This window comes from Consotaella salsifontis (assembly GCF_900167365.1).
GTDB lineage: Bacteria > Pseudomonadota > Alphaproteobacteria > Rhizobiales > Rhizobiaceae > Consotaella > Consotaella salsifontis.
This window is the reverse complement of sequence record NZ_FUXL01000009.1, coordinates 47,290-67,938: the sequence shown is the minus strand read 5'-3', so window position 1 is coordinate 67,938 and position 20,649 is coordinate 47,290. Positions and strand designations below refer to the sequence as shown.

General features: G+C 65.8%; 18 protein-coding genes. 9 read left to right on the top strand and 9 right to left on the bottom strand.

Features of this window, described 5'->3' with window-relative positions:
• Positions 1–226 precede the first annotated feature (226 nt).
• From B5D38_RS13740 to B5D38_RS13720, 5 genes are all read left to right on the top strand, one after another.
• Complete coding sequence (locus tag B5D38_RS13740; protein WP_078709002.1) at positions 227–1,372, top strand: mandelate racemase/muconate lactonizing enzyme family protein; 1,146 nt, start codon at positions 227–229, stop codon at positions 1,370–1,372.
• A 40-nt stretch (positions 1,373–1,412) separates the two neighbouring features.
• Entirely contained in the window at positions 1,413–2,366 is a 954-nt protein-coding gene (locus B5D38_RS13735) for an aldo/keto reductase (protein ID WP_207552951.1), read from the top strand.
• A gap of 73 nt (positions 2,367–2,439) precedes the next feature.
• Positions 2,440–3,315, top strand: a complete 876-nt coding sequence (locus tag B5D38_RS13730) for an amidohydrolase family protein (RefSeq protein ID WP_165690866.1) — start codon at positions 2,440–2,442, stop codon at positions 3,313–3,315.
• Between the two features lie 103 nt (positions 3,316–3,418).
• On the top strand, positions 3,419–4,318 hold the full coding sequence (locus B5D38_RS13725; RefSeq protein ID WP_078709000.1) for a dihydrodipicolinate synthase family protein: 900 nt from the start codon (positions 3,419–3,421) through the stop codon (positions 4,316–4,318).
• A 142-nt stretch (positions 4,319–4,460) separates the two neighbouring features.
• Positions 4,461–5,339 (top strand): helix-turn-helix transcriptional regulator, encoded by an 879-nt coding sequence (locus B5D38_RS13720; RefSeq protein ID WP_078708999.1) that lies wholly within the window; start codon positions 4,461–4,463, stop codon positions 5,337–5,339.
• A 163-nt stretch (positions 5,340–5,502) separates the two neighbouring features.
• Here the strand turns inward: B5D38_RS13720 and B5D38_RS13715 are convergent, their stop codons facing one another.
• The 7 genes from B5D38_RS13715 to B5D38_RS13685 form a co-directional block, all read right to left on the bottom strand.
• Positions 5,503–7,140: an FGGY-family carbohydrate kinase gene (locus B5D38_RS13715; RefSeq protein WP_078709106.1), complete on the bottom strand. Its 1,638-nt coding sequence runs from the start codon at positions 7,138–7,140 to the stop codon at positions 5,503–5,505.
• Positions 7,141–7,253: 113 nt separating this feature from the next.
• Positions 7,254–8,879: a fucose isomerase gene (locus B5D38_RS13710; protein WP_078708998.1), complete on the bottom strand. Its 1,626-nt coding sequence runs from the start codon at positions 8,877–8,879 to the stop codon at positions 7,254–7,256.
• Positions 8,880–8,995: 116 nt separating this feature from the next.
• Positions 8,996–10,537 (bottom strand): tripartite tricarboxylate transporter permease, encoded by a 1,542-nt coding sequence (locus B5D38_RS13705; RefSeq protein ID WP_078708997.1) that lies wholly within the window; start codon positions 10,535–10,537, stop codon positions 8,996–8,998.
• 22 nt (positions 10,538–10,559) lie between these two features.
• Complete coding sequence (locus B5D38_RS13700) at positions 10,560–11,021, bottom strand: tripartite tricarboxylate transporter TctB family protein (RefSeq protein WP_078708996.1); 462 nt, start codon at positions 11,019–11,021, stop codon at positions 10,560–10,562.
• A gap of 63 nt (positions 11,022–11,084) precedes the next feature.
• Positions 11,085–12,062 (bottom strand): tripartite tricarboxylate transporter substrate binding protein, encoded by a 978-nt coding sequence (locus tag B5D38_RS13695; RefSeq protein ID WP_078708995.1) that lies wholly within the window; start codon positions 12,060–12,062, stop codon positions 11,085–11,087.
• Between the two features lie 77 nt (positions 12,063–12,139).
• A complete protein-coding gene (locus B5D38_RS13690; RefSeq protein WP_078708994.1) occupies positions 12,140–13,195 on the bottom strand; it encodes a sialidase family protein in 1,056 nt (351 codons plus the stop codon).
• A 52-nt stretch (positions 13,196–13,247) separates the two neighbouring features.
• Complete coding sequence (locus tag B5D38_RS13685; RefSeq protein WP_078708993.1) at positions 13,248–14,195, bottom strand: dihydrodipicolinate synthase family protein; 948 nt, start codon at positions 14,193–14,195, stop codon at positions 13,248–13,250.
• A gap of 628 nt (positions 14,196–14,823) precedes the next feature.
• Here B5D38_RS13685 and B5D38_RS13675 point away from each other — a divergent pair.
• Both B5D38_RS13675 and B5D38_RS13670 read left to right on the top strand, forming a co-directional pair.
• Entirely contained in the window at positions 14,824–15,897 is a 1,074-nt protein-coding gene (locus tag B5D38_RS13675; RefSeq protein ID WP_078708991.1) for a substrate-binding domain-containing protein, read from the top strand.
• 159 nt (positions 15,898–16,056) lie between these two features.
• On the top strand, positions 16,057–16,689 hold the full coding sequence (locus B5D38_RS13670; RefSeq protein WP_078708990.1) for a DsbA family protein: 633 nt from the start codon (positions 16,057–16,059) through the stop codon (positions 16,687–16,689).
• 86 nt (positions 16,690–16,775) lie between these two features.
• On the opposite strand, the gene B5D38_RS13665 is transcribed toward B5D38_RS13670, so the two are convergent.
• The gene (locus B5D38_RS13665) at positions 16,776–17,381 is read right to left on the bottom strand and encodes a methyltransferase family protein (RefSeq protein ID WP_078708989.1); all 606 of its coding nucleotides are present in this window, start codon (positions 17,379–17,381) and stop codon (positions 16,776–16,778) included.
• 112 nt (positions 17,382–17,493) lie between these two features.
• The gene (locus B5D38_RS13660; protein WP_078708988.1) at positions 17,494–18,081 is read right to left on the bottom strand and encodes an EF-hand domain-containing protein; all 588 of its coding nucleotides are present in this window, start codon (positions 18,079–18,081) and stop codon (positions 17,494–17,496) included.
• 311 nt (positions 18,082–18,392) lie between these two features.
• On the opposite strand from B5D38_RS13660, the gene B5D38_RS13655 reads away from it, so the two are divergent.
• Together B5D38_RS13655 and B5D38_RS13650 are read left to right on the top strand one after the other, a co-directional pair.
• The gene (locus B5D38_RS13655) at positions 18,393–19,115 is read left to right on the top strand and encodes a response regulator (protein WP_078709105.1); all 723 of its coding nucleotides are present in this window, start codon (positions 18,393–18,395) and stop codon (positions 19,113–19,115) included.
• The gene (locus tag B5D38_RS13650; RefSeq protein ID WP_078708987.1) at positions 19,112–20,599 is read left to right on the top strand and encodes an ATP-binding protein; all 1,488 of its coding nucleotides are present in this window, start codon (positions 19,112–19,114) and stop codon (positions 20,597–20,599) included. Before B5D38_RS13655 ends, B5D38_RS13650 begins: the two co-directional genes overlap by 4 nt.
• Positions 20,600–20,649 lie beyond the last annotated feature (50 nt).

Here is a 20,649-nt window from a genome sequence, read left to right as displayed (position 1 = left end):
AAGCAGCCCACGACCCAGGGCACCTCAAAACATCTCTGGCGATGGATAGCACGATATTCAGCGGCTTTCGCTGCATCGGATGGAGGCGGATGGCGACTTCGCCGATGGCGCAATCTGACGCATCGACAACCCTAGCGGATAACTAAAAGATCGTACATAATATGTATTATCAATTTTCGCATCGCAGCCGTTCGTCCTTTGGACGCGCTGAGAAGAGGTCCCGACCATGAAGATTACCGGCTATCGCAGCCTCACCACAACGGTCGACTGGGGCCGCCCGATCGGCGATGTCAACGGTGTCATCGAAACGGGCGTCACCGAGGTCCCGATTCTGATCCTGGAAACCGATATCGGGGTGACGGGCGTCGGCCTTGGCGGGCATGCCGACATCGCACGGGTTTTTCCAGCTCTCGAAGGAGAGGACCCGCGGGCCGCGACCGCGCTCTACGACCGCATGCAGGCATTTGTGTTCAAGAGCGGCCATGGCGGCTCGGTCTTCGGCGCCATCGGCGTTGCCGACATGGCTTTATGGGATCTCAAGGCCAAGCTCGCGGGCGAGCCGCTTTGGCGACTCCTCGGTGGTCGGGATCGCAAGGTATCCGGTTATGCCTCGGCGCTGGATTATGGCTTGGGCGACGATGAGCTCGTCGCCCTTTATGAGACCTGGGCCGAACGCGGCTTTACCGCCGCCAAGCTGAAGGGTGGGCGGGAGGCCGGGGCGGACGTTCGGCGGCTGCTGGCGGTGCGCGACGTTCTTTCCCGCAACAGCCGGGCGCCCGCCATGATGCTCGACGTCAATGAATCGCTGTCGCGAAAGCAGGCCGTGCGGCATCTCGCGCTTATCGAGGAAAAGGTCGATCTCAGCTGGATCGAGGAGCCAGTGCGGCGCTGGGATGTCGATGGTCATCTCGCCGTTGGCCGGGGCGCGCGCGCTGCTGTCGCGACGGGCGAAAACCTCACCGGGCTCGAACAGTACCGCCCCTTCCTCTCGGCCGCCGCCGTCGACATCGTCCAGGCCGGAAGCTGCTGGGGCATAACCCATTTCCTGCGGGTCGCAGCGCTCGCCCATGCCTACGATCTGCCGGTCAGTCCGGTCGGCTACAACACCAATCCAGTTGCCCATGCGGCGGCGGCGGTTCCCAACCTTCTCAGTCATGAGATTCAGGATCTCGGCGCGCCTTTCGGCGTCGACGTCGACCAGGAGATCGTCGACGGGAGCATCATTCTCGGCGATCGGCCGGGCCTGGGTCTCGAGATCGATGAGCGCGCGATTGCCGCCCGATCCTGCGACGCGTCCTGGACCACCGTCGCCGGTCCGCATGTCCGGCCGCCCCGAGCGGGCCTCAGGCTGGTGCCAGACGGCGGGGAATGAGACGGCGCGGATGCCGCGCCAAGACAAAAGGGAGAGAAACATGATGAACCGATTCCCGTTGGGAGAAACCGGAATCCAGGTGCCGGCGCTGTCCTTCGGCGCGGCCTCGCTCGGCAGCGTCTATCATCCAGTGTCACAGGACGAAGCCAACGCCGCCGTCGAGGCCGCCCTTGGGTGCGGCCTCGATTACTTCGATGTTGCGCCCTATTACGGCCTCACCACGGCCGAAGCGGCGCTCGGCAAGGCGCTATCAGGTGTCCGGCGCGAGAGCTATCACCTGGCCACGAAGGTAGGCCGCTACGGCGACAAGGACTGGGACTTCTCGGCCGACGCCACGCGGCGTTCGGTCGAGGCCAGCCTGAAGCGCCTCGGCGTTGATGTGATCGACGTCATTCAGTGCCATGACATTGAGTGCGGCGACCGTCGGCAGCTCGTCGCGGAATGTCTGCCGGCGCTGCGCCGGCTGCGCGAGGAGGGCGTCGTCCGATTCATCGGCATCACCGGCTATGAGCTCGATGTTATCGAGACCGTGGCGATCGCCGAAAAGGTCGACACGGTGATGACCTACTGCACCTATACGCTGCAGGATCGCCGGCTCGCGCCGGTGGCCCGGCGTCTGGCCGCCGCCGGCATCGGCGTCCTCAACGCCTCTCCGCTCGGCATGGGTCTCTTGACCAACCGCGGCGCGCCGGACTGGCACCCCGGCAACGAGCGCGTCATCGAACTCGCCAATGCCGCCGCGCGCCTCTGCCGTGCCGCAGGCGGCGACATCTCCGATCTCGCCATGCGCTTCGCCCTCTCGACGGCTCATGAAAGCGACATCGCCACAACAGTGGTCGGCACCGCCAACGCCGGCAATGTTCGCGCCAACGCCGCAAGGGTCGGTCATGCTCCCGATCCGCAGCTTATGAAGGCGGTGGAGGCCGTCCTCGAGCCGGTGATGAACGCGGGTTGGGATGTGCTGCCGGGCAATGGCGGCAAGGCTGGCCGCTGAAGTCGCGACGAGTCGGCGGCCGGCCCAAAAGGGCGCCCTCCCGCCAAGCGCCTCCGTCGAAAGATCGATTGTCATGCTTGAAATCGTGGATTCACACCTGCATCTCTGGGACCCCGCCAGCCTTGTGCCGCCATGGCTCGGGAAGGCGCCGCAACTGTTGCGTCGCTTCGACTTCGACGATTGGCGCGGGGCGGCCGGCATCGGCGACGGATGGTGCCTGAAGCGCGCCGTCTATGTCGAAATCGATGCGGCGCCCGCCGACCGGGCAAGGGAAAACGAGCTGGTTTTCACACTCGCCCGCAAGCCGGCGAGCCCGATCGCGGGTGTCGTGATCGCCGCCGATTTGAGCCGATCTGACATTGAGGCGGACCTTGCGTCTTGGCTGGGTGAACCGCGCCTCAAGGGCGTTCGCCACGTCCTGCACATGCCGGCAAGTCCAAGAGGCGCCTGTCTGGCGCCGGATTTTCTTGCCAACATGCTGGTGCTCGGCCGTCTCGGCCTGACCTTTGACGCCTGCATGCGGCGCGACGAACTCGGCGATCTCGCCCGCCTCGCCCATGCCTGCCAGGAGACGACGATCGTGCTGGATCACGCTGGCAATCCGGGGGAGGCACTGTTTTCGGCGGGTCTGTCCGCGCCCGAGCTTCAGGAATGGCGCAGCGGCATCGAGGCGCTGGCGCGCTGCCGCAACGTCTCGTGCAAGATCTCCGGTTTTCCGGTGCCGGCGGCAGCGGAGCCTGAGCGCATCCGCGCCGGGATCGATTTCTGCCTGGATGCCTTCGGCGAGGATCGGGTGATGTTCGCCTCCAACTATCCGGTCTGCGAACTTGGCATTCCGTTCCGACCCTGGCTCGACCTCCTGCTGGAGACGACGCGGCGCCGCCCCGCGCGATTCCTGGAAAAGTTGTTCGGCGCGAACGCCGTTCGCCTCTATCGCCTCGACCCTTGATCCACCCGCGAAGGCGCTGCTCGCTCGCCCTTTCGTCCGATTTTCCCGCTATGCCCGAGTTGCTGAGCGAGCGCACCGCCGGGCGATTTACAGGTTCGCTGCCATGCCCCAGTTCCACGGCGTCATTCCGCCCGTCGCCACCCTCTTCACCCCCGACGGCCGCTTCGACCCGGCGGCGCAGGGAAAGCTCATCGATCATCTCGTCGATGGCGGGGTCCATGGCTTGTTTTTTCTTGGAAGCGCCGGCGAGGCCGCGCACATGTCGGCAGAGATGCGCCTGGAAGTGGCGGAGTTCTGCCTGAAGTATCTGGCGGGGCGCCGGCCCGCGCTGATCGGCATCTCCGTGCCGAGCACGGCCGAAACGATCCGCTTCGGCCACCACGCTGCCGACCATGGCGCCGACGGGGTGGTGGCAATCAATCCGTCTTACGCGGCCCTGTCCGAGGATGGCATCTACCGCTACTTCCGCGATGTCGCCGCAGCCGTGAGGCTGCCGCTGATGGTCTATAATTTTCCTGGCGTCACCAAGCAGGATCTGCGGCCGGAACTGGTTCTGCGCCTGGCCATGGACTGCCCTTCCATCGTCGGCTTGAAGGATACCGTCGACACCTTGAGCCACATTCGCCGCGCCATTCACCTGATCAAGCCCCAGCGGCCGGACTTTCGCGTCTTCGCGGGCTACGACGAGTATCTCTTCGGAACGCTGATCATGGGCGGCGATGGCTGTGTGCCCGCCTCGGCCAATTTTGCGCCCCAGCTTACCTGCCGCCTTTACGAGGCCTATCGCGCGGGTGACTATGGGGCGTCCGTCGCCTGGCAACAGAAGCTCGTCCACGTTCCCCATCTCTATGCGATCGAAAGCCCGTTTTACGCCGTCGTGAAGGAGGCGATGCGCCAGGCCGGCGTCTGCGACGCCACGACAGTTCTGGCGCCGGCGACCCCGCTGCAGCCCGAGCACGCGGAGGTGGTTCGGCGGGCGCTGTTGGCGAGCGGCGTTCTTTGAGCCCGCGTCCTGCGTTCCAATGGGCCGCTGTTGCAAAGCGGTCGGCATCATGTTCGATAATTCGAGGGCGGAACGACTCGATGGGGTGATGGCACCTGTCGCGTTGCGTACCGAAGGGTGGTCGTAGGAGGGGGCGACGAGGATGCCGGCGAGTGCGGAGGGCGCCTTGCGCCGCAGCCTGAGGGTCACCCGGATCGTCAACTCCTACTATTCCGGCCTCGACAACCGCACCAATCCTTTCAACTATCGGCTGCTCAGGGCCGGGTGGATCATGGCGGGGGCGGACTACCGGATCGAGCGCGCCAGCGTGCCCGGCCATGAGTTCATCTTCTGTCTGGAGGGTGCCGGTTATGTGCGGATCGCAGCGACGCTTGCCCGTGTCGAGGCGGGGCAACTCGTCTGGCTACCTGTCGAGCGCCCCCATGCTCATTATCCCGATCCGGCCAATCCCTGGGATATTCTGTGGCTGCGGATTGAAAGCCCGAACCTCGGGCGGCTGGCGACGGTACTGTCGGTGGACAGCGACCCGGTGTTTCGCTTCGCCACACCGGATGACGTGCGCCGGCTTTTTGAGGAGGCGCTCGGTCAGATCCAGCAGCATTCCCTGGTAGCTGCGGCCGCCACGGAGCGGACCGCCGCGGGGCTGATGGAAAGGCTGATCGACAGCCGCAGCACCCGCGCCCTGGAGCCGGCCGTCGCCGGACATCGCGGCCTGGCCGGGCTCATGCAGGAGATGCATCTCCACTACAATGATGTCTGGACCACGGAGCGCTTCGCCGAAACCTGCCGGGTTAGCAAGTCCCATCTCTTTAGACTGTTCAAGCTGGCCTTCGGCCAGACCCCGAACGCTTGGCTCCGCGGATACCGAATCGCCCAGGCCAAACGGCTTCTGGTGGAGACGGACGAGTCCATCGGCGTCATCGCGCGGCGGGTCGGCTACGAGGATCCGCTCTATTTTTCACGTGATTTCAAGCGCGTGGTCGGCCTGCCGCCGAGCCGATTCCGCGATCTGGAGCGATAGAGCGCCACGGGCGGCGCGCCGGCAATGGTCGCTGCCGCGCCGCCAGGTTCGTCTGCGCCTAGAGCAAATCCAGCAAAAGCGTGAAGCGGCTTTGCGTCCGGAATTGCTCATGGGTCAAAGGCCTAGAGCATTGAAGGTGAACCTATTTTCACCGGAAAATGCTTTAGCCGGCGGCGCGCATCAGGCCGCGAATCTCGCGGTCGGCATCCTGAAGCAGGCAGAATGCCTTGAACTTCGCCTCATGGAACGCCGCGACGCTCCCGCCTGCTGGCGAGATCGTCTCCTTGATGCGCGACATGGCGCCTGCCGCCGCCTCGATCGAGGGATAGGCGCCGGCGGCGACCGCGCCGACGATCGCGCCGCCCAGAAGCACCGGCTCGCTCGTCTGCGGCAGCGCCACTGCAAGGCCGGTCGCATCGGCGAGGATCTGGCGGAAGAGCGGGCTCACCGCCGCCCCGCCGCTGACGACCAGCGTGTCCAGCGGAACGCCCTTCGCCTGTTCGGCCGCGACGATCTGGCGCGTGCCGTAGCAGAGGCCGCAAAGGCCGGCGACATAGAGGCGCACGAGGCTCGCCGGGCTCGCGTCGAGGCCGAGACCATCGATCACGGCCGTCGCCTCGGGGTCCGCATAGGGCGCGCGGTTGCCGAGGAATTCCGGCACGACATGGACGGAACGCGCCAGGAGGGCGGCCTCCTCCAGGGAGCCGGCGAGCGCCAGAGCCTGTGCTTCGAGATAGGCCGGCAGCGATTGGCCGGCGGTATCGGCCGCCGCCTTCACCGTCGGGTAGGCCGGATGCAGCGTGACGAGATGGTCGAGCGCCGCGCCATAGGCGGACTGTCCGCCCTCCAGCAGCCAGAAGCCGGGAACCATCGCGCCGGAATAGGGGCCCCAGACGCCGTCGACGAAGGTCGCCTCGCGCGACAGCGTCATGGCGCAGGCCGATGTGCCCATGATCAGGGCCATCTGGCGCTCGGGGGCGAGCGTCGTGCCATCGGCCCGGCGGCCGGCGAAGGTGCCGACGCCCCCGCTATGGGCGTCGATCAGCGACGCGCCGACGGGCGTTCCCGGCGCCAGCCCCAGTTCCTCGGCGGCATCAGTCGTCAATCCGTTGCCCAGGGGGGTCGCAATGTCGACGACCTCGGTGCCGATGCGAGCAAAGTCGTTCTCGGCGAGCTCGCCGAGGCCGATGGCCTTGAAGTAGCCTGCGTCCCAGCGCTTCTCGTGGGCGAGATAGGTCCATTTGCACGTGACGGTGCAAACGGAGCGGTTGGTCGAGCCGGTGGCGCGCCAGGAGAGATAGTCGGCAAGATCGAAGAAGTGCGCCGCCGCGCCGAAGACCTGCGGCCGGTTCTCCTTGAGCCACAAGAGCTTGGGCGTCTCCATTTCCGGCGAGATTCTGCCGCCGACATAGCGCAGGACGTCGTAGCCGCCGGCGTTGATGCGCTGCGCCTGATCCAGGGCGCGGTGGTCCATCCACACGATGATGTTGCGCTCGGGGTCCTCGGAGGGGCCGACCGGCAGGGGGCGGCCCTCGCCGTCCAGCACGACGAGCGAGCAGGTGGCATCGAAGCCGAGGCCCTTGACGTCCTCAGGCGCGACGCCTGACTGGCGCATCGCTTCCCGGACCGAGAACACCACGGCCTGCCAGACGTCGTTCGACGACTGCTCGACGATGTCGCCTTCCTCGCGCCAGATCGAGATGGCGCGCTTGGCGGAGGCGAGTAGCCGGCCTTCGCTGTCGAATACGCCCGCCCGCGCGCTGCCCGTGCCGACATCGATTCCGATGAAATGATCCGCCATGTTCAGGTCCCCCTTCGCTGTCCCCACAGTCTCCTGGAGCGCACTCTTGAAGCCGATCCGCCCGAACGGCAAGTCCTGTCGTTCGGGCGGAGGGTCGTCGGTTGGTCAGCCCGTCAGCCGCGAAGCGGCGAGCCGTCGGCGGCGGTGCCGCAGAGCGCCACCTCGAGGCCGAGTTCGGCGGCCAGCGCGGCTTTTGCGCGCATGGCCTTGTCGGCCGCCGCCGCGTCCGTGGCGTAGACCACCTGGATGTGGTTCGCCTTGTGACGGGCCATCATCTGATCCCTGGAGACGCCGTAAAGGACGCCGTGCATGATCGGCCAAGCATAGTCCGTCAGCTTCCAGCGGCGCTCGCTCTCTTCCTCGGGCAGGGTGACGGCCTTGCCGCGGCCGATATCCATCTTGAGCTGGCCGTTCTCGATGAAGATGCGCGACCAGACGAGCTCGCCGGCCTTCGCGACGCCTCGCAGCGTGCCGCCGCCGAAGGGGAAGAACATCGGCGGCTGGCGCATGGAGGAGGAGCCGGCATAGCCGCCCTCATGATGGGCGGCGGGCACGGCGCCGGAAATCTCGAACACCCAGACGTAATCGTCCGTCGAGCCGGAGCGATCGACGTCGCCCCAGCGCAAGTCGTGCAGCGTCGTTTCCACCGGCTGGCCTAGCGCGCGGTGGATGCGGTTGGTCATCAGCGCGTCGAGGCCGGCGCACTCGTCCACCTCGTTGAAGTGGACCACCGCCTTGCCGTCACGGATGATCTTGCCGTCGGCGCCCGTCACCGGCGGGCGGTCGTCGTTGTTGAGGAGGCCTTCCACCAGGTCGGAGGCGGGGAGAAGGTCCTTGAGGCCCTGCTGATACTGGATGCCGATGGTCTCGCAGCCGAAGGTCTCGGCCATGCGAACGGCGGCAATGTACATCTTGCACTGGGTCACGACCTGGTCGGGCGTCAGCTCCTTGGCGCCGTCTGTGCCGAAGTGGAACTTGAGACCCTTCGCCACCAGCCAGTCGAAGGCGGCCTTCGCCTCCTCCTCGGGCACCTGGGTCGTGGCATGGTAGAGCGCCGACTGCGACAGCCGCTCCTTGAACACGCCCAGCGGGAAGAGCAGCTCGTCTGGGATGATGGCATTGTACATGCCCATGCAGCCCTCGTCGAAGATGCCCATGATGGAGCGGCGGGTCCTGAGATCGTCGGCGATGGTCCTGGCGAGCGCCGCGGCCTCTGCGTCCTGCGATCCCGCATAGGCATGCACATGGCTGGTGTCGTGGCCGACCTTGCCGACCTCGAGCCACTGCTTGAGCTTGCCGACGAACCATTCGTCCTCGAATGTCTCGCTCCACAGCGTGGAGTATGCGACGCCAGCCTTGGTCAGCGAGCCGTTAAGGTTCAGGAGGCCGACGAGGCCGGGCCAGGTGCCGGACCAGTTGGCGACGGTGAGGATCGGGCCCTTGTGGGCGATGAGGCCGGCCAGGACGTGCTGGGAATACTGCCAGACCGACTCGGCGACGATGAGCGGCGCGTTCGGGTCGATCTTGGAGAAGACCTCCAGCCCTTCCTTCTGGCTGGCGATGAAGCCGTGCTTGCGCACCGGATCGTAGGCGTGGCCACGCTCGACCTTGCCGCCAAGGCGCTCGATGGCGGCCGTGAGCTGTGCCTCCATTGCTTCCTGGGTCGGCCAGCACGTCTCGTTCGCGCTCGGCCTGAGGTCGCCGCTGGCCACCATTACGATTGTCGTTCGGTCGTTCATTGGCTTTGTCCCATGAGGTGAATTGCCGGTTTGAAGCCTTCCGAGGCCGCCTCTCGCGAGGTTCGCCGGCATTGATCGAGAAGGGAGGCGGCGCGCCAGGCGCCGGCCATTTTAGGTCAGACGCCGGCCGACGGGTCGCCGGCGGTGTTTCCGCCACGCAGGCGCCACCACGCCTTGATGCGCGGGCCGACGATCGGCAGGAAGAGGGTCAGAAGGGCGATCGTCAGGAAGGTCGCGCAGACCGGGCTGCGGACGAAGATCGAGAAATCACCGTCGGACATGGTCAGGGCTCGCCTGAGGTTGCTCTCCGCCATCGGTCCGAGAATGATGCCGATGATGATGGGAGACATCGAGAAGTCGAGCTTCAGCATGATGTAGCCGAAGATGCCGGCGATCATCATGACGAAGACGTCGGTCATGGTGTTGTTGACCGAGTAGGAGCCGACCGCGCACAGGACCAGGATGATCGGCACCAGGATCTGGCGCGGCACGGCCATCACCCGGGTGAAGATGCGGATGCCGGAGAAGCCGAGGATTCCCATCATCAGATTGGCGAGGAAGAGCCCGATGAAGATGGTGTTGACCTCCACCGGATGCTCGGTGAAGAGCAACGGCCCGAGGGAGAGGCCCTGCACCATGAACGCGCCCATCATGATAGCGGTGGCGCCGTCGCCGGGAATGCCGAGCGTCATCAGTGGCACCATGGCGCCGCCCGCCACGGCGTTGGCGCCGGCCTCCGGCGCCGAGACGCCCTCGATGGAGCCGTGCCCGAACTCCTCGGGGTGCTTCGACCAGCGCTTGGCCTCCGTGTAGGAAATGAAGGAGGCGATGTCGCCGCCCGTGCCGGGGATGGTGCCGATCGCCGTGCCGATCACCGAGGACCGCAGATAGGTGGGCAGGACGCGCCTAAAGTCCGCCCAGCTCGGCAAAAGCCGGCTGATCCGCGCCGTCACCTTGCGGGCGCCGCCCGGCTGCCTGCGCTCGATCCAGTTTTCCTCGATGCCGAGCAGCGCCTGGGAGAAGGCAAAGAGGCCGACGAGGATCGGCACGAACGAGATGCCGCCCATCAGGTAGTACGACCCGAAGGTGAAGCGCATGCCCGCCGTCATTGGATCGAGTCCGATGGTGGCGATGAACAGCCCGATGCAACCGCCGATCAGTCCCTTAATCACCGAGGAGGAGGACACCGAGGTGATGATGGAGATACCGAAGACGCCGAGGGCGAAATAGTCCGGCGCGGAGAGGCCGGTGGCGACCTTGGCCAGCTGCGGCGCCACGACGACCAGGGCCACGGCGCTGAAAAGGCCGCCGAACATGGAGCTCGCCGTCGAAAGGCCGAGCGCGCGCCCCGCCTCGCCCTTCAGCGCCATCGGATAGCCGTCGAGCACGGTGGCCGCCGATGCCGGGGTGCCCGGCGTGTTGATGAGAATGGCGCTGATCGAGCCGCCATAAATGGCGCCGCAATAGACACCCAGCAGCATCAGGATGCCGCCCATGCCCTGGAAGGTGAAGGTCAGGGGCATCAGCAGGGCGATGCCCATGTTGACGGTCAGCCCCGGCAGCGCTCCGATGATGATGCCGGCCAGGGTGCCGAGAAAGGTGAGAAGCAGCGCCTCGTAGCCGAAGACGACGCCGAGAGCTTGGTAAAGGTCGCTCATGACTTTCGGGCCTCCGGCGCGCTTACTCGAAGAACACTGCCACCGGCAGCGTGATGTTGAAGAAATTGACGAAGACGAACCAGATGACCGCGACGATCGCCACCGTCGCGCCGACGATCAGCAGTGGCCGGCGCTCGCCCATCAAGAGCATGATGGCCGGAATGAAGAGCACGGCGCCGATGATGAAGCCGAGCCAGGTCATGATCGTCGCGAAGACGAGCGCGACGAGCGCGGCGACGTAGCTCGTGCGCACCGGGGCCGAGTGAAGATCGACCGTGCGCCCCGCGTTGACCGAAGGGAAGAAGACCACTTCGGCGAGCTGGAGCAGCCCGAGCAGGATGAAAAGGCCGGCGATCATGCTCGGCCAGAAGGCCTCTCCGGGCACGCCGGTTTCGCTGAAACCCGTCAGATCGCGCGATAGCCAGAAGATTGCCCCGCCCATCAGGATCGATAGGCCTGCAACCATGATGTTGTAATGTCTCATTGGCCGCTCCGAGGGAGTCTGCGGCGCATGGCGCGCCGCAGATCCCGGTGGTGTCGCTGTCGCTTACTGAGCCTTCTGGGACTCGGCGATCAGCTTTCCGTAGAGTTCGTGGTCCTGCTTCATCATGGCGTCGACGTCGTCGCCCACCATGTCGCCGGGAACGATACCCTGCTTCTTCATGGCCTCCTGGAACTCAGGATCGGCCGCCACCGCCTTGAAGGCCGCGTCGAGCTGGCTGCGCACGTCTTCCGGCAGCTTGGCCGGCGCCGCGAAAGCGGCCCACGCGCGCATCTCGGTGTTGGTGCCGGCGCCGAGAGCCTCGTTGAAGGTCGGCACGTCGGGGAAGAGGGCGAAGCGCTTGGAGTCCATGACGCCGAGAATCCGCAGCGCGCCGGCGTCGACCTGCGGCTTGGCGGCACCCGGGGTGGTGATCACCGCGTCGACATGGCCGCCGACCAGCGAGGCGATTGCGGGGCCAATGCCATCCGAATAGGGGATGTGCTTGAGCTTGATGCCGAGCTGGTTCTCCATGTTGATGGTCGCCAGATCGTAGATCGCGCCGGTGCCGGAATTGGCGACCTGGAGCTCACCCGGCTGCTTCTTCGCCGCGTCCACGAACTCCTGCAGGGTCTTGTAGGGGCTGTCGGCCCGCACGACGATGGAGCAGGGATCGGCGATCGGCGCGAAAAGGCCGGTGAAGTCCTTGTAGGTCACGGGCGACTTGTTCTGGTGCGGGAACATCGCCAGTTCGACCGTGGTCATGACCAGGGTCTGGCCGTCCGGCCGCGCCCGCGCCGCCTCGATGAGACCCGTCACGCCGTTGCCCGCCGGCTTGTTCTCGGGCACGAAGATCACGCCCGACGGCAGATACTTCTTGGCGTATTCAAGCGTCAGGCGCGCGGAGGTGTCGGTGCCGCCACCCGGGTTCTTCGGGATGATGACGGTGATGTTCTTCTTGGGGTAGGTAATTTCCTGCGCCGAAGCGCTGACGCTGCCCAGCGCCAGCATTCCGCAGAAGACCAATCCGAGTGTCTTGAGCATGTCTTCTCCTTGGGTGTTCTTGTTGGTTTCCTCTCCGCATTGTCCGCAGAAGAATTGCGGCGCGGAGGGGCATTTTGTTATCTTAAAACGACGCTACAGTAGACAATGTTTTTCCTGTTAAAAGTATAGGTGACATGGAGCGTCTCCCCGTCCGCGATGATCGCGGGATAGGAGAACTCGCCCTCCTGGGTTTCGAGGTCTAGAAGGCGCTCGAAGGCTTCGCCGCCATCGCCGGAGAGGGAGATGGAAAGTGGGCTGCGCTGCGCCCAGTTGCCCGTCACGGGGTTGAAGGCGAGGGTCAGCGTGCCGTCGTTCAAACGGGCGAGATCGATACCGCTGTTGTTGTTCGGCAGTTCGGTCGAGTAGGCACTCGTCCAGCTGCGGCCGAAATCGGTGGAATCGGTGCGGTAGAGGAAACCGCGCGTCGAGCGCATCAGCATATGGATGTGCCCGGCGGGCGCTTCCCAGGCGGAGGGCTGGATCACGCCGTCCCATTTGAAGACGGTCGCCGGATCGCTCTCCCAGAGTGCCTCCTCGGAAAGCCCCGACCAGATGGCCTTGCCGCTTTCGGCCGTTCCGCCCGCGCGGTGCTCCAGGGGGATGTCCACCCGCCGCCAGGAGCGGCCACGGTCGCCGGAGATGTCGACGAAGGCATCCCAGCGGGTCGCCGTTTCGACCGAGGCCGGCGCCAGCCACTCGCCATTCGACATGGCGAGAAGCTTGTTCTTGACCGGTCCGCGCGGCGCGGGATCGCCGGGCACTAGCGCCTCGGGCGGCGACCAGCTTTGGCCGCCGTCGTGGGAAACGCTCCAGCGCGTTGTCCAATCGTGGACCGTCGGGCCGACCTTGTAGAACAGCCAGACTGTCTCGCCCTCTGCCATGAGAACAGGGTTCCAGTGGGCGAGGCCGTCCTCGGCCATCAGGCGGCGGGGCGGCTGCCAATTCTCGCCGTCACCGCGCACCAGCCAGATCGCCACGTCGCCCGCGGCTTCCCGCTCCCCGCCGAAGAAGGCGACGAGGCGCTCGCCGTTCGGCAGGAGGACGAGCGTCGAGGCGTGGCAATTCCTGAAGAGCTCGTGATCCTGCGGAACGACGAAGCTTTTCTTAAGGAGGCTGACGGAGCGCTGCGGCATGAGTTGGCTCAATGTCTCGTTGGCGAGGGAAGGGCGGCTTGTCGAAGGGCGGTCAGCCGATCGACAGCAGCTGCTTCATCTCGTTGCCGAGGGCGATCATCTGGCGGATGGTCGTGGGGAAGTGGTTGGCGTAGTAGCCGCCGATGGGGCGCGTCCGGCAGCGATCGGTGGTGAAATTGCCGATCTCCTTCTGGAACGCCTTGGCGCACACCGGATAGTCGAGCGACTCGGCGAGCGCGGCGGTCGTGAGGTAGTGCGACAGGATCTCGGCCTTCTCCGGCTGCGACTGCCAGTTTTCCACGAGCCAGACGTAGAGCTCGGGGTGGAAATTGGCCATCACCCCGCTGTAGCCGTGGACGCCGGCCTTGAGGCTGTCGAGCAGCGTCTGGGCATTGGCGTTGGCGATGTGGAGCTGGGTGCCCTCGACGATGGCGGCCCGGCGCTTCAGCGTTTCGAGATTGCAGCACGTGTCCTTGATGAAGGTGTACCGCCCCGACTGGGCGCACCACTTCGCCATCTCGTCCGAGATCAGGCGCTTGTAGGGATAGGGGCACTCGTAGATGCCGATGCCGACCGAAGTCGGGATCTTCTCGGTCAACGCGATCAGGCGCTTGAGGGCGGCCGCATCGCTTTCATCGGCGGTGGCGAGCCGGTTCGAGATCAGGATGACGCTGTCGACGCCGGTTTCGGCGATGGCCTGGAGCTGCTCGATCTGGCGCGAGGGCGCTCCGGCGGTGTGGCCCGAGGCGACGACCGGAACGCGGCCGGCGGTGTAGTCGACGACGAAGCGCGTCAGCTCGACCGACTCCTTGTCGGTGAGGAAGAACATCTCGCTCGATTGGCAGTCCGCGAACAGCCCGTGGACGCCCGCCCCGATGTACCAGTCGATCAGGCGCTCCAGCGACGCCCAGTCGATCTCCATCTCGTCGGTGAAGGGCGTCAGCATGACGGGCCAAACCCCCGAATGGCGATCCTGCGGGGTTTGAGACTCGTTCGACATGATATTCATCCTTTGTCTCGCTGTGCGCCGAAGGCGGCAGGGCCTTCGGACCGGCGGCGTGAGACAGGACGCAGGACCGTCAAGAGATGGCGGAAAGACAAATTGTCACGCGTCCCGATCGGGCAGGTCCCGAAGAAGCCTCCGCTGGCAGTTCGCCAAACTGAAAACCCCTCGATCCCTGCCGGGCCGCGCTGTTCCTCCACTCCCTGGACGCCATTCGTCAGACCAACGCCGAGCCGTTTGCTCTCTTGTATTCGTTAGCTGCTACGAGTTAGCATCGAGATATGGATAGCTTGAAACTTTCGGCGAGGCAAGCCGGCCGGATCTCTTTCCTCCGCTTGCCCGAGGCCCAAATCTGCGTGATCAGCGGAATCAACAGGCCAAATTTCGCGGATGCGGCATTTTGTCAGGCGGCGAATCTCGGCCGTGACGACATGCCCTGGGGCGCGGGAAAAGCGGCTTCCTGCCCGTTGGGCGAAACGCGTTTTGCGGTCAGGTGGGTCGACGCCCGACAGGCTCTCCCGCGTCCTGAAGGAGAAATGTCGTTTGATGCGCGGCAGCGCTCGCTTCATAAGGGCTGCGTATGGTGGGTGGCGAGCGTTCCCGCTCAGGTTGATTCAGGGTCCTGATGTCCAAGACGATTGACGAGATCGCCCGCGAGACGGGCTACTCACGGACAACCGTGACGCTGGTCCTCAAGGGGCAGGCCGATCGCTACCGGATCAGCGGACGCACCCGCGAGATCATCGAGCGCTACGTCGCCGAGCACGGCTATGTGATCAATCAGACGGCGCGCAACCTGAAGCTTCGGCGCAGCCACGTCATCGGCTTCGTCGTTCCGGACCTTTCCAACGCCTTTTTCGCGCGGCTGATGGCGGCGCTCGAGGTGCGATGCCGCGCCGAGGGGCTCGTGCTGGTGACGACGTCGACATCCGAGGAGCCGGCCATCGAGCAGCGCGCCCTGGACAATCTCGTGACCCGGGGCGTCGATGGATTGGTGATCGCCCCGTGCTGTCCTCGCGGCGACCATGCGCTGCCTCTGCGCAAGAAGCGGCTGCCGCTGGTGCTGATCGACCGGGTGTTCGAGGGCGACAAGGCGATCGCGATCCTGAGCGACCATTTCGACAGCGCCCGCACCATCACGCGCGAAATGATCGAGGGCGGAGCGCAGGACATCGCCTTTTTGTGCGGCAATCCCGCCAATCCCAGCATCCAGGAGCGTATTCGCGGCTTCGAAGCCGCTTTGGCCGAGACAGCGGGCGGCACGGGCAAGGGCCGCGTGATCGCCGAGGGCGCCGATACGATCGATGTGGGCATCAAGCTGGTCACGCGCCTCTTTGCCGAAGAAGGCGTGCGGCCGCAGGGAATTCTGTGTTCCTCGCTTTTGATCCTCAAGGGCGCGCTCCATGCCATCAAGTCCCGTTACGGGCGGATTCCCGCCGGGCTGGTCATCGGAACCTTCGACTACGATGCGATCCTCGAAGTCCTGCCCAACACCGTGCGGGCTATCCGGCAGGACGAGCAGCAGTTGGCCGACGCCGTGTTCGACTGCCTCCTGGCGCAGATGAACGGGCAGGATGCCGGCCCTTCGCGCAGGATCATTCCGACAACAATGATCCGGCTCGGCGAGGGCGCTCTGGAAAGCGAGGCGCCGGCCTCCCCCGCGATGGCGGCTGGTCCCGCCTCCGTCGAACGGCGCTAGCGCGGCAGGGGATCACCTGCCTTCGCCGGGAAATCTGCCGGTCAACCATACAAATTTCCGGCATCGTGGCGTCAATGCCTTGCATCGGCAGCGGCGAGGCGGTGTTTTCCGGGCTGCTTCGGCCTTCCCCGCAACGCCATCCCGAATGGAGCCCGCCCGATGATCCACGCGCCGCTCACCCGCCGCCGCCTGCTGCTCGCCTCGGCGGGACTGGCCACCGCCCCCCTGCTCGCGCGCCATGCCGACGCGGCGCCCGGCGAGGCGGACAATCCGCTGTCACGGGAGGCGGTGCTGCGCGATCCTCGCATTCCCGTGCTCGGCAATCCGAAGGGCGACGTCACCATCGTGGAGTTCTTCGATTACCAATGCCCCTACTGCAAAAAGGCGCATCCCGACCTGGAAAAGGTCGTCGAGGAGGACGGCAATATCCGTCTGGTCATGAAGGACTGGCCGATCTTCGGCCCGCCCTCGATCTATGCCTCGCGGCTGACCCTGGCGGCCGGCAGGGGGTACGCCAAGGCGCAGGCCGCGCTCATGGCGACCAAGGGGCGCCTCTCGCCGCAGGAGATCAACGCCGTGCTGGAGAAGGCGGGCTTCGACCCGGACGCGCTGAACGACGCCTATGTCAAGGACAAGGAGCGCATCAACGCCGTCCTCCAGAGGAACAGCACCCAGGCCGAGGGCTTCGGCCTGATGGGAACGCCCGCCTATGTCATCGGAACCACGCTGTTTCCCGGTGTCGTCGACCCTGCCGCCATGAAGCAGGCGGTCAGTCAGGCGCGAAAAGCGTAACGCACGTGAGACGGCTGGGGAGGCGGTCGTAGCGGCCGCCGCCTGTTTTGAGACAAGACGCCACCGTGCCTTTGCGCATGCCCGGTTCAGGGAAGCCTTAGCAGAACCGGCAAAATACTTTTGTCCTGAAGGATCTCGACGAACTCCAGCACGGGCATCGCCGCAAAGAAAACCAGCCCGTCGTAGAGCGTGGCATAGACCCGCCGCATGTTGACGTTGAGCTCGGGGGAATCGCGGAAAAGCGATGGCTTCGGCCAGAAGCGGGGCACCCGCTCCAGATAGCTCCTGTAAGGCGCTCCGAATTTTTCCGAGAGGAACTTCTCCTCGCGTCGGATGACGACGTTGAAGGCGATATAGCATCCGATCGCCGTCAGAAGGGCGATGGTGAGGCTGCCGCTCTGCGCGCCGAGTCCCGCCGCCGCCAGCGTCGAAAACACATAGAGCGGGTTGCGGGTGACAGAATATGGCCCAGCCTCGACGATCTCTGCCGATTTGCGCCCGCCGATATAGAGCGTGCACCAGATGCGCCCGACAATCCCGACGACGATGATGCCGAGGCCGATCTGCTCGATCATCTCGTGAATATCCTCGTCCTGCCAGCTGGAACGCACGAAGAGGAGCGCGAGGAGGACGAGGAGAAGAAGGAAGGCGAGAACGAGCCGGCGCAGTCTCTGGTATCGTGCGAGCGACATGGTCAGGGGGCCTCCCTCAAAAAAAACCGCCATCTCTTAGGCGTGTGGCGCTCGCCGCGCAACAAAGAGGCCGGCGGCGAACCGCCGGCCCTGGCGCGAAGCCGGCCGCGCATCAATTCCAGCGAGCCTGGCGGAACTCCCAGGGCGTAACCTGGCCGTCGCCGTCGGTGTCGGCGGCACTGAAGTGAGCCCTGGCGCCCTCGATGAACTCGGCGCGGCTGACCCGTCCGTCATGATCGGCATCGATGACGGCGAAGCGGTCCTGTTTCAGGGTCTGCCGGGCGGCCTGACGGGCGGTGTTCCAGCCGTTCCCCGGACCCATGCGCACGGCCATGTATTCGTCCTTCGTCAGGGAGCCGTCGTCATCGGCATCCATGGTGGCGAAGACCTCGTCCGCCGCCGTGGCGGCTTCCTCCGCCGTGATCGCGCCGTCCCGGTTCGTGTCGATGGCGGTGAGTCTTCCGCCGCCGCGACCGGCTGGATTACCGGTGGCCATCATGCCTCGTGGGCCGGCGCCGTTCATCATCGCCGCGCGACCATATCCGCCGCCCCGACCCATCATGAAGCCGGGGCCGCCGCAGCCTTGCGACCAGCCGTAACCCGCATTGGGGCCCCGTCCGGGGCCGAACGCCTGGGCGGCGGCGGGGATGGCGATGGCGGTGGCGCCGAGGGCGGCGATTGCTATCAGCAGGCGTTTCATTGTCTGGTTCTCCTCTTGCCGGGATGGCCGGGGAGGCCGCTTGCGCGGGTCCTCCACCCGGTTGATCCGTTCGCTCCGAAAAACCGCTCACGACCGGTCTTTCACCCATGACTTAGGAAAAAACCTGCATCGAAGTTTGCCGCCGGAAGGCCTTTTCGTCATGAGATGTCATGAGGGCCGGCGCCGATACATCTCGATACAATTATGTCGCGGCGGGCCGTCTGGACTTGGAGCGCGGCTCGGACGACGCTCTTTCCCGCATCGGCTTCCTGCGATCCGCGCGGGCTCGTCAGCATGGTGGAACCGGCCTGATGGAAAAGACACCGCACATTCTCGTCGTCGACGATCATCGCGAGATCCGCGAGCTACTCGCCAAGTATCTCGAGAAGAACGGCATGCGGGTGAGCGTCGCCAATGGCGGCCATGCCATGCGACAGGTCATGAAGGCGGCGGCCATCGATCTCGTTGTGCTCGATATCATGATGCCGGGCGAGGACGGCCTGTCGCTCTGCCGTGGTCTGCGTCAGACCGGCGACATCCCGATCGTGCTCCTGACCGCCGTTTCGGAGGAGACGGATCGCATCGTCGGGTTGGAGCTCGGTGCCGACGACTACGTCACCAAGCCGTTCAACCCGCGCGAGCTCCTGGCGCGCATTCGCGCCATCCTGCGACGCGTTGGCGGCCCGCCGGATGGCGAGAGGCCAAAAACGCCGGCGCGCTATCGCTTCGATCGTTGGACGCTGGACCCACAGCAGCACGCGCTTTTCGACGAGGCCGGACAGAGCGTCGACATGGGGACCGCCGAATTCCGTCTGCTCCAGACCTTCGTGAGCCATCCCGGCGCCGTGCTGACGCGCGACCAACTGCTTGACCTCACGCAGGGACGCGCCGCCAAGGTTTTCGACCGCAGCATCGACAATCTTGTAAGCCGGCTAAGGCGGAGGATCGAGCCCGATCCGCAGCACCCGATCCTCATCAAGACGGTCTGGGGCGACGGCTACACCTTCGCCGCGCCGGTTGAAGAAGAGCGATGAGTCGCCTCTGGCCCCGTGGGCTGGCGGCGCGCCTTGTCCTCCTGATCGTGGCGACGTTGGCGCTCGCGCAAGGGGCCCTGGTCCTTGTTCTGCGCGACGAGCAGGACGCGGTGGTCGAGGCGATGCTCCACGGCCAGGCGGTGGCTCAGGCGGTCACGCTGGTGCGCCTCGTCGCCTCCTCGCCGCCGGAGGAACGGGGGCGGCTGGCCGACGCGTTCTGGTCCATGCACTCCTGCGCCCGCGTGGCGGATCAGGCGCCCGAGCCGCGCGCGATGACGGATGCCGAGAAGCAGATCGCCGAGGTTCTGCGGACACAGCTGGCGGACGCCGGCGGCGCGCCGACCGTCGCGATCGAGCCGTTGGCCGACCATCGTGATTTCTGTGCCGATCTCGTTCCAGAGGGGATGCCGGCCCCCCGTGGCCAAGGACTTGGCCGCCTGCGGCGAGGCGGCGGAGGCGGCGCCGGGATGGGCATGGCGGGGCGCGGAATGGGCTCCGGGATGATGGGCGGGCCGGGAGCATGGCTCGCGCGCCAGCCACCCAACGCTGCCGTGAGGATGACGGTGCCGCTCGCGGATGGCCATTGGCTGGAGGTGCGTGACGCTGTCGCGGTGCCTGATGCGGGCGGACGGCTGGTGCTGCCGTCCTTCCTGATATCGTCGCTCGCCGTGGCGCTCGTGGTCGTGTTCGCGGTTCGCGCACAGACGCGCTCGCTGCGGCGCCTTGCCGATGCCGCCGAGCGTCTCGGCCGAGGGGAGTCGGTGGAGCCCCTGCCGCTGACCGGACCGGCGGAGGTCGTCGTTGCGACCCGCGCCTTCAACACCATGCAGGATCGTCTCGGGCGCTTCGTCAAGGACCGTCTGCGCCTGTTGGCGGCCGTCAGCCACGATCTGCGCACGCCCCTCACCACGCTGCGCCTGAAGGCGGAGTTCATCGACGACGAGGAGGCGCGCGCCGGCATCGTCGCGACGATCGACGAACTGGCGGCCATCACAGAGGCGACACTGAACTTCACGCGGGCGGAAGCCCGGGAGGAGGAAACCAGGGAAATCGATCTCGCCGCCTTCGTCAAGGCCGTCGCGGAGGAGTTCGCGCTCGCCGGGAGCAAGGTCGTGGCCGCGCCCGCTGAACCAACGCCCTACCCCTGCCGGCCCATCGCGCTCAAGCGGGCGCTATCGAACCTTGTCGACAACGCCGTCCAATATGGTGGCGGTGCCGTCATCAAGTTGACGGCAGAGGCGGACGGACCGGTCATCGTCGTCGAGGACGATGGTCCCGGCTTGCCGGAGGAGCGGATCGAGGAAGCGTTTCAGCCCTTCGTCCGGTTGGAGACTTCCCGCAGCCGCGATACAGGGGGACTTGGTCTTGGACTGGCGACGGCGCTCGGCATCGTGCAAGCCCATGGCGGCTCGCTGACGCTTTCCAACCGGGCCGAAGGCGGCCTTGCGGCGACGATCCGGTTGCCGCCGCGCGGCGGCCATTGAGTAAGGCCATCCAGACGCGAGATGGGTTGGGCTTCTCGGTGTAATCTCGA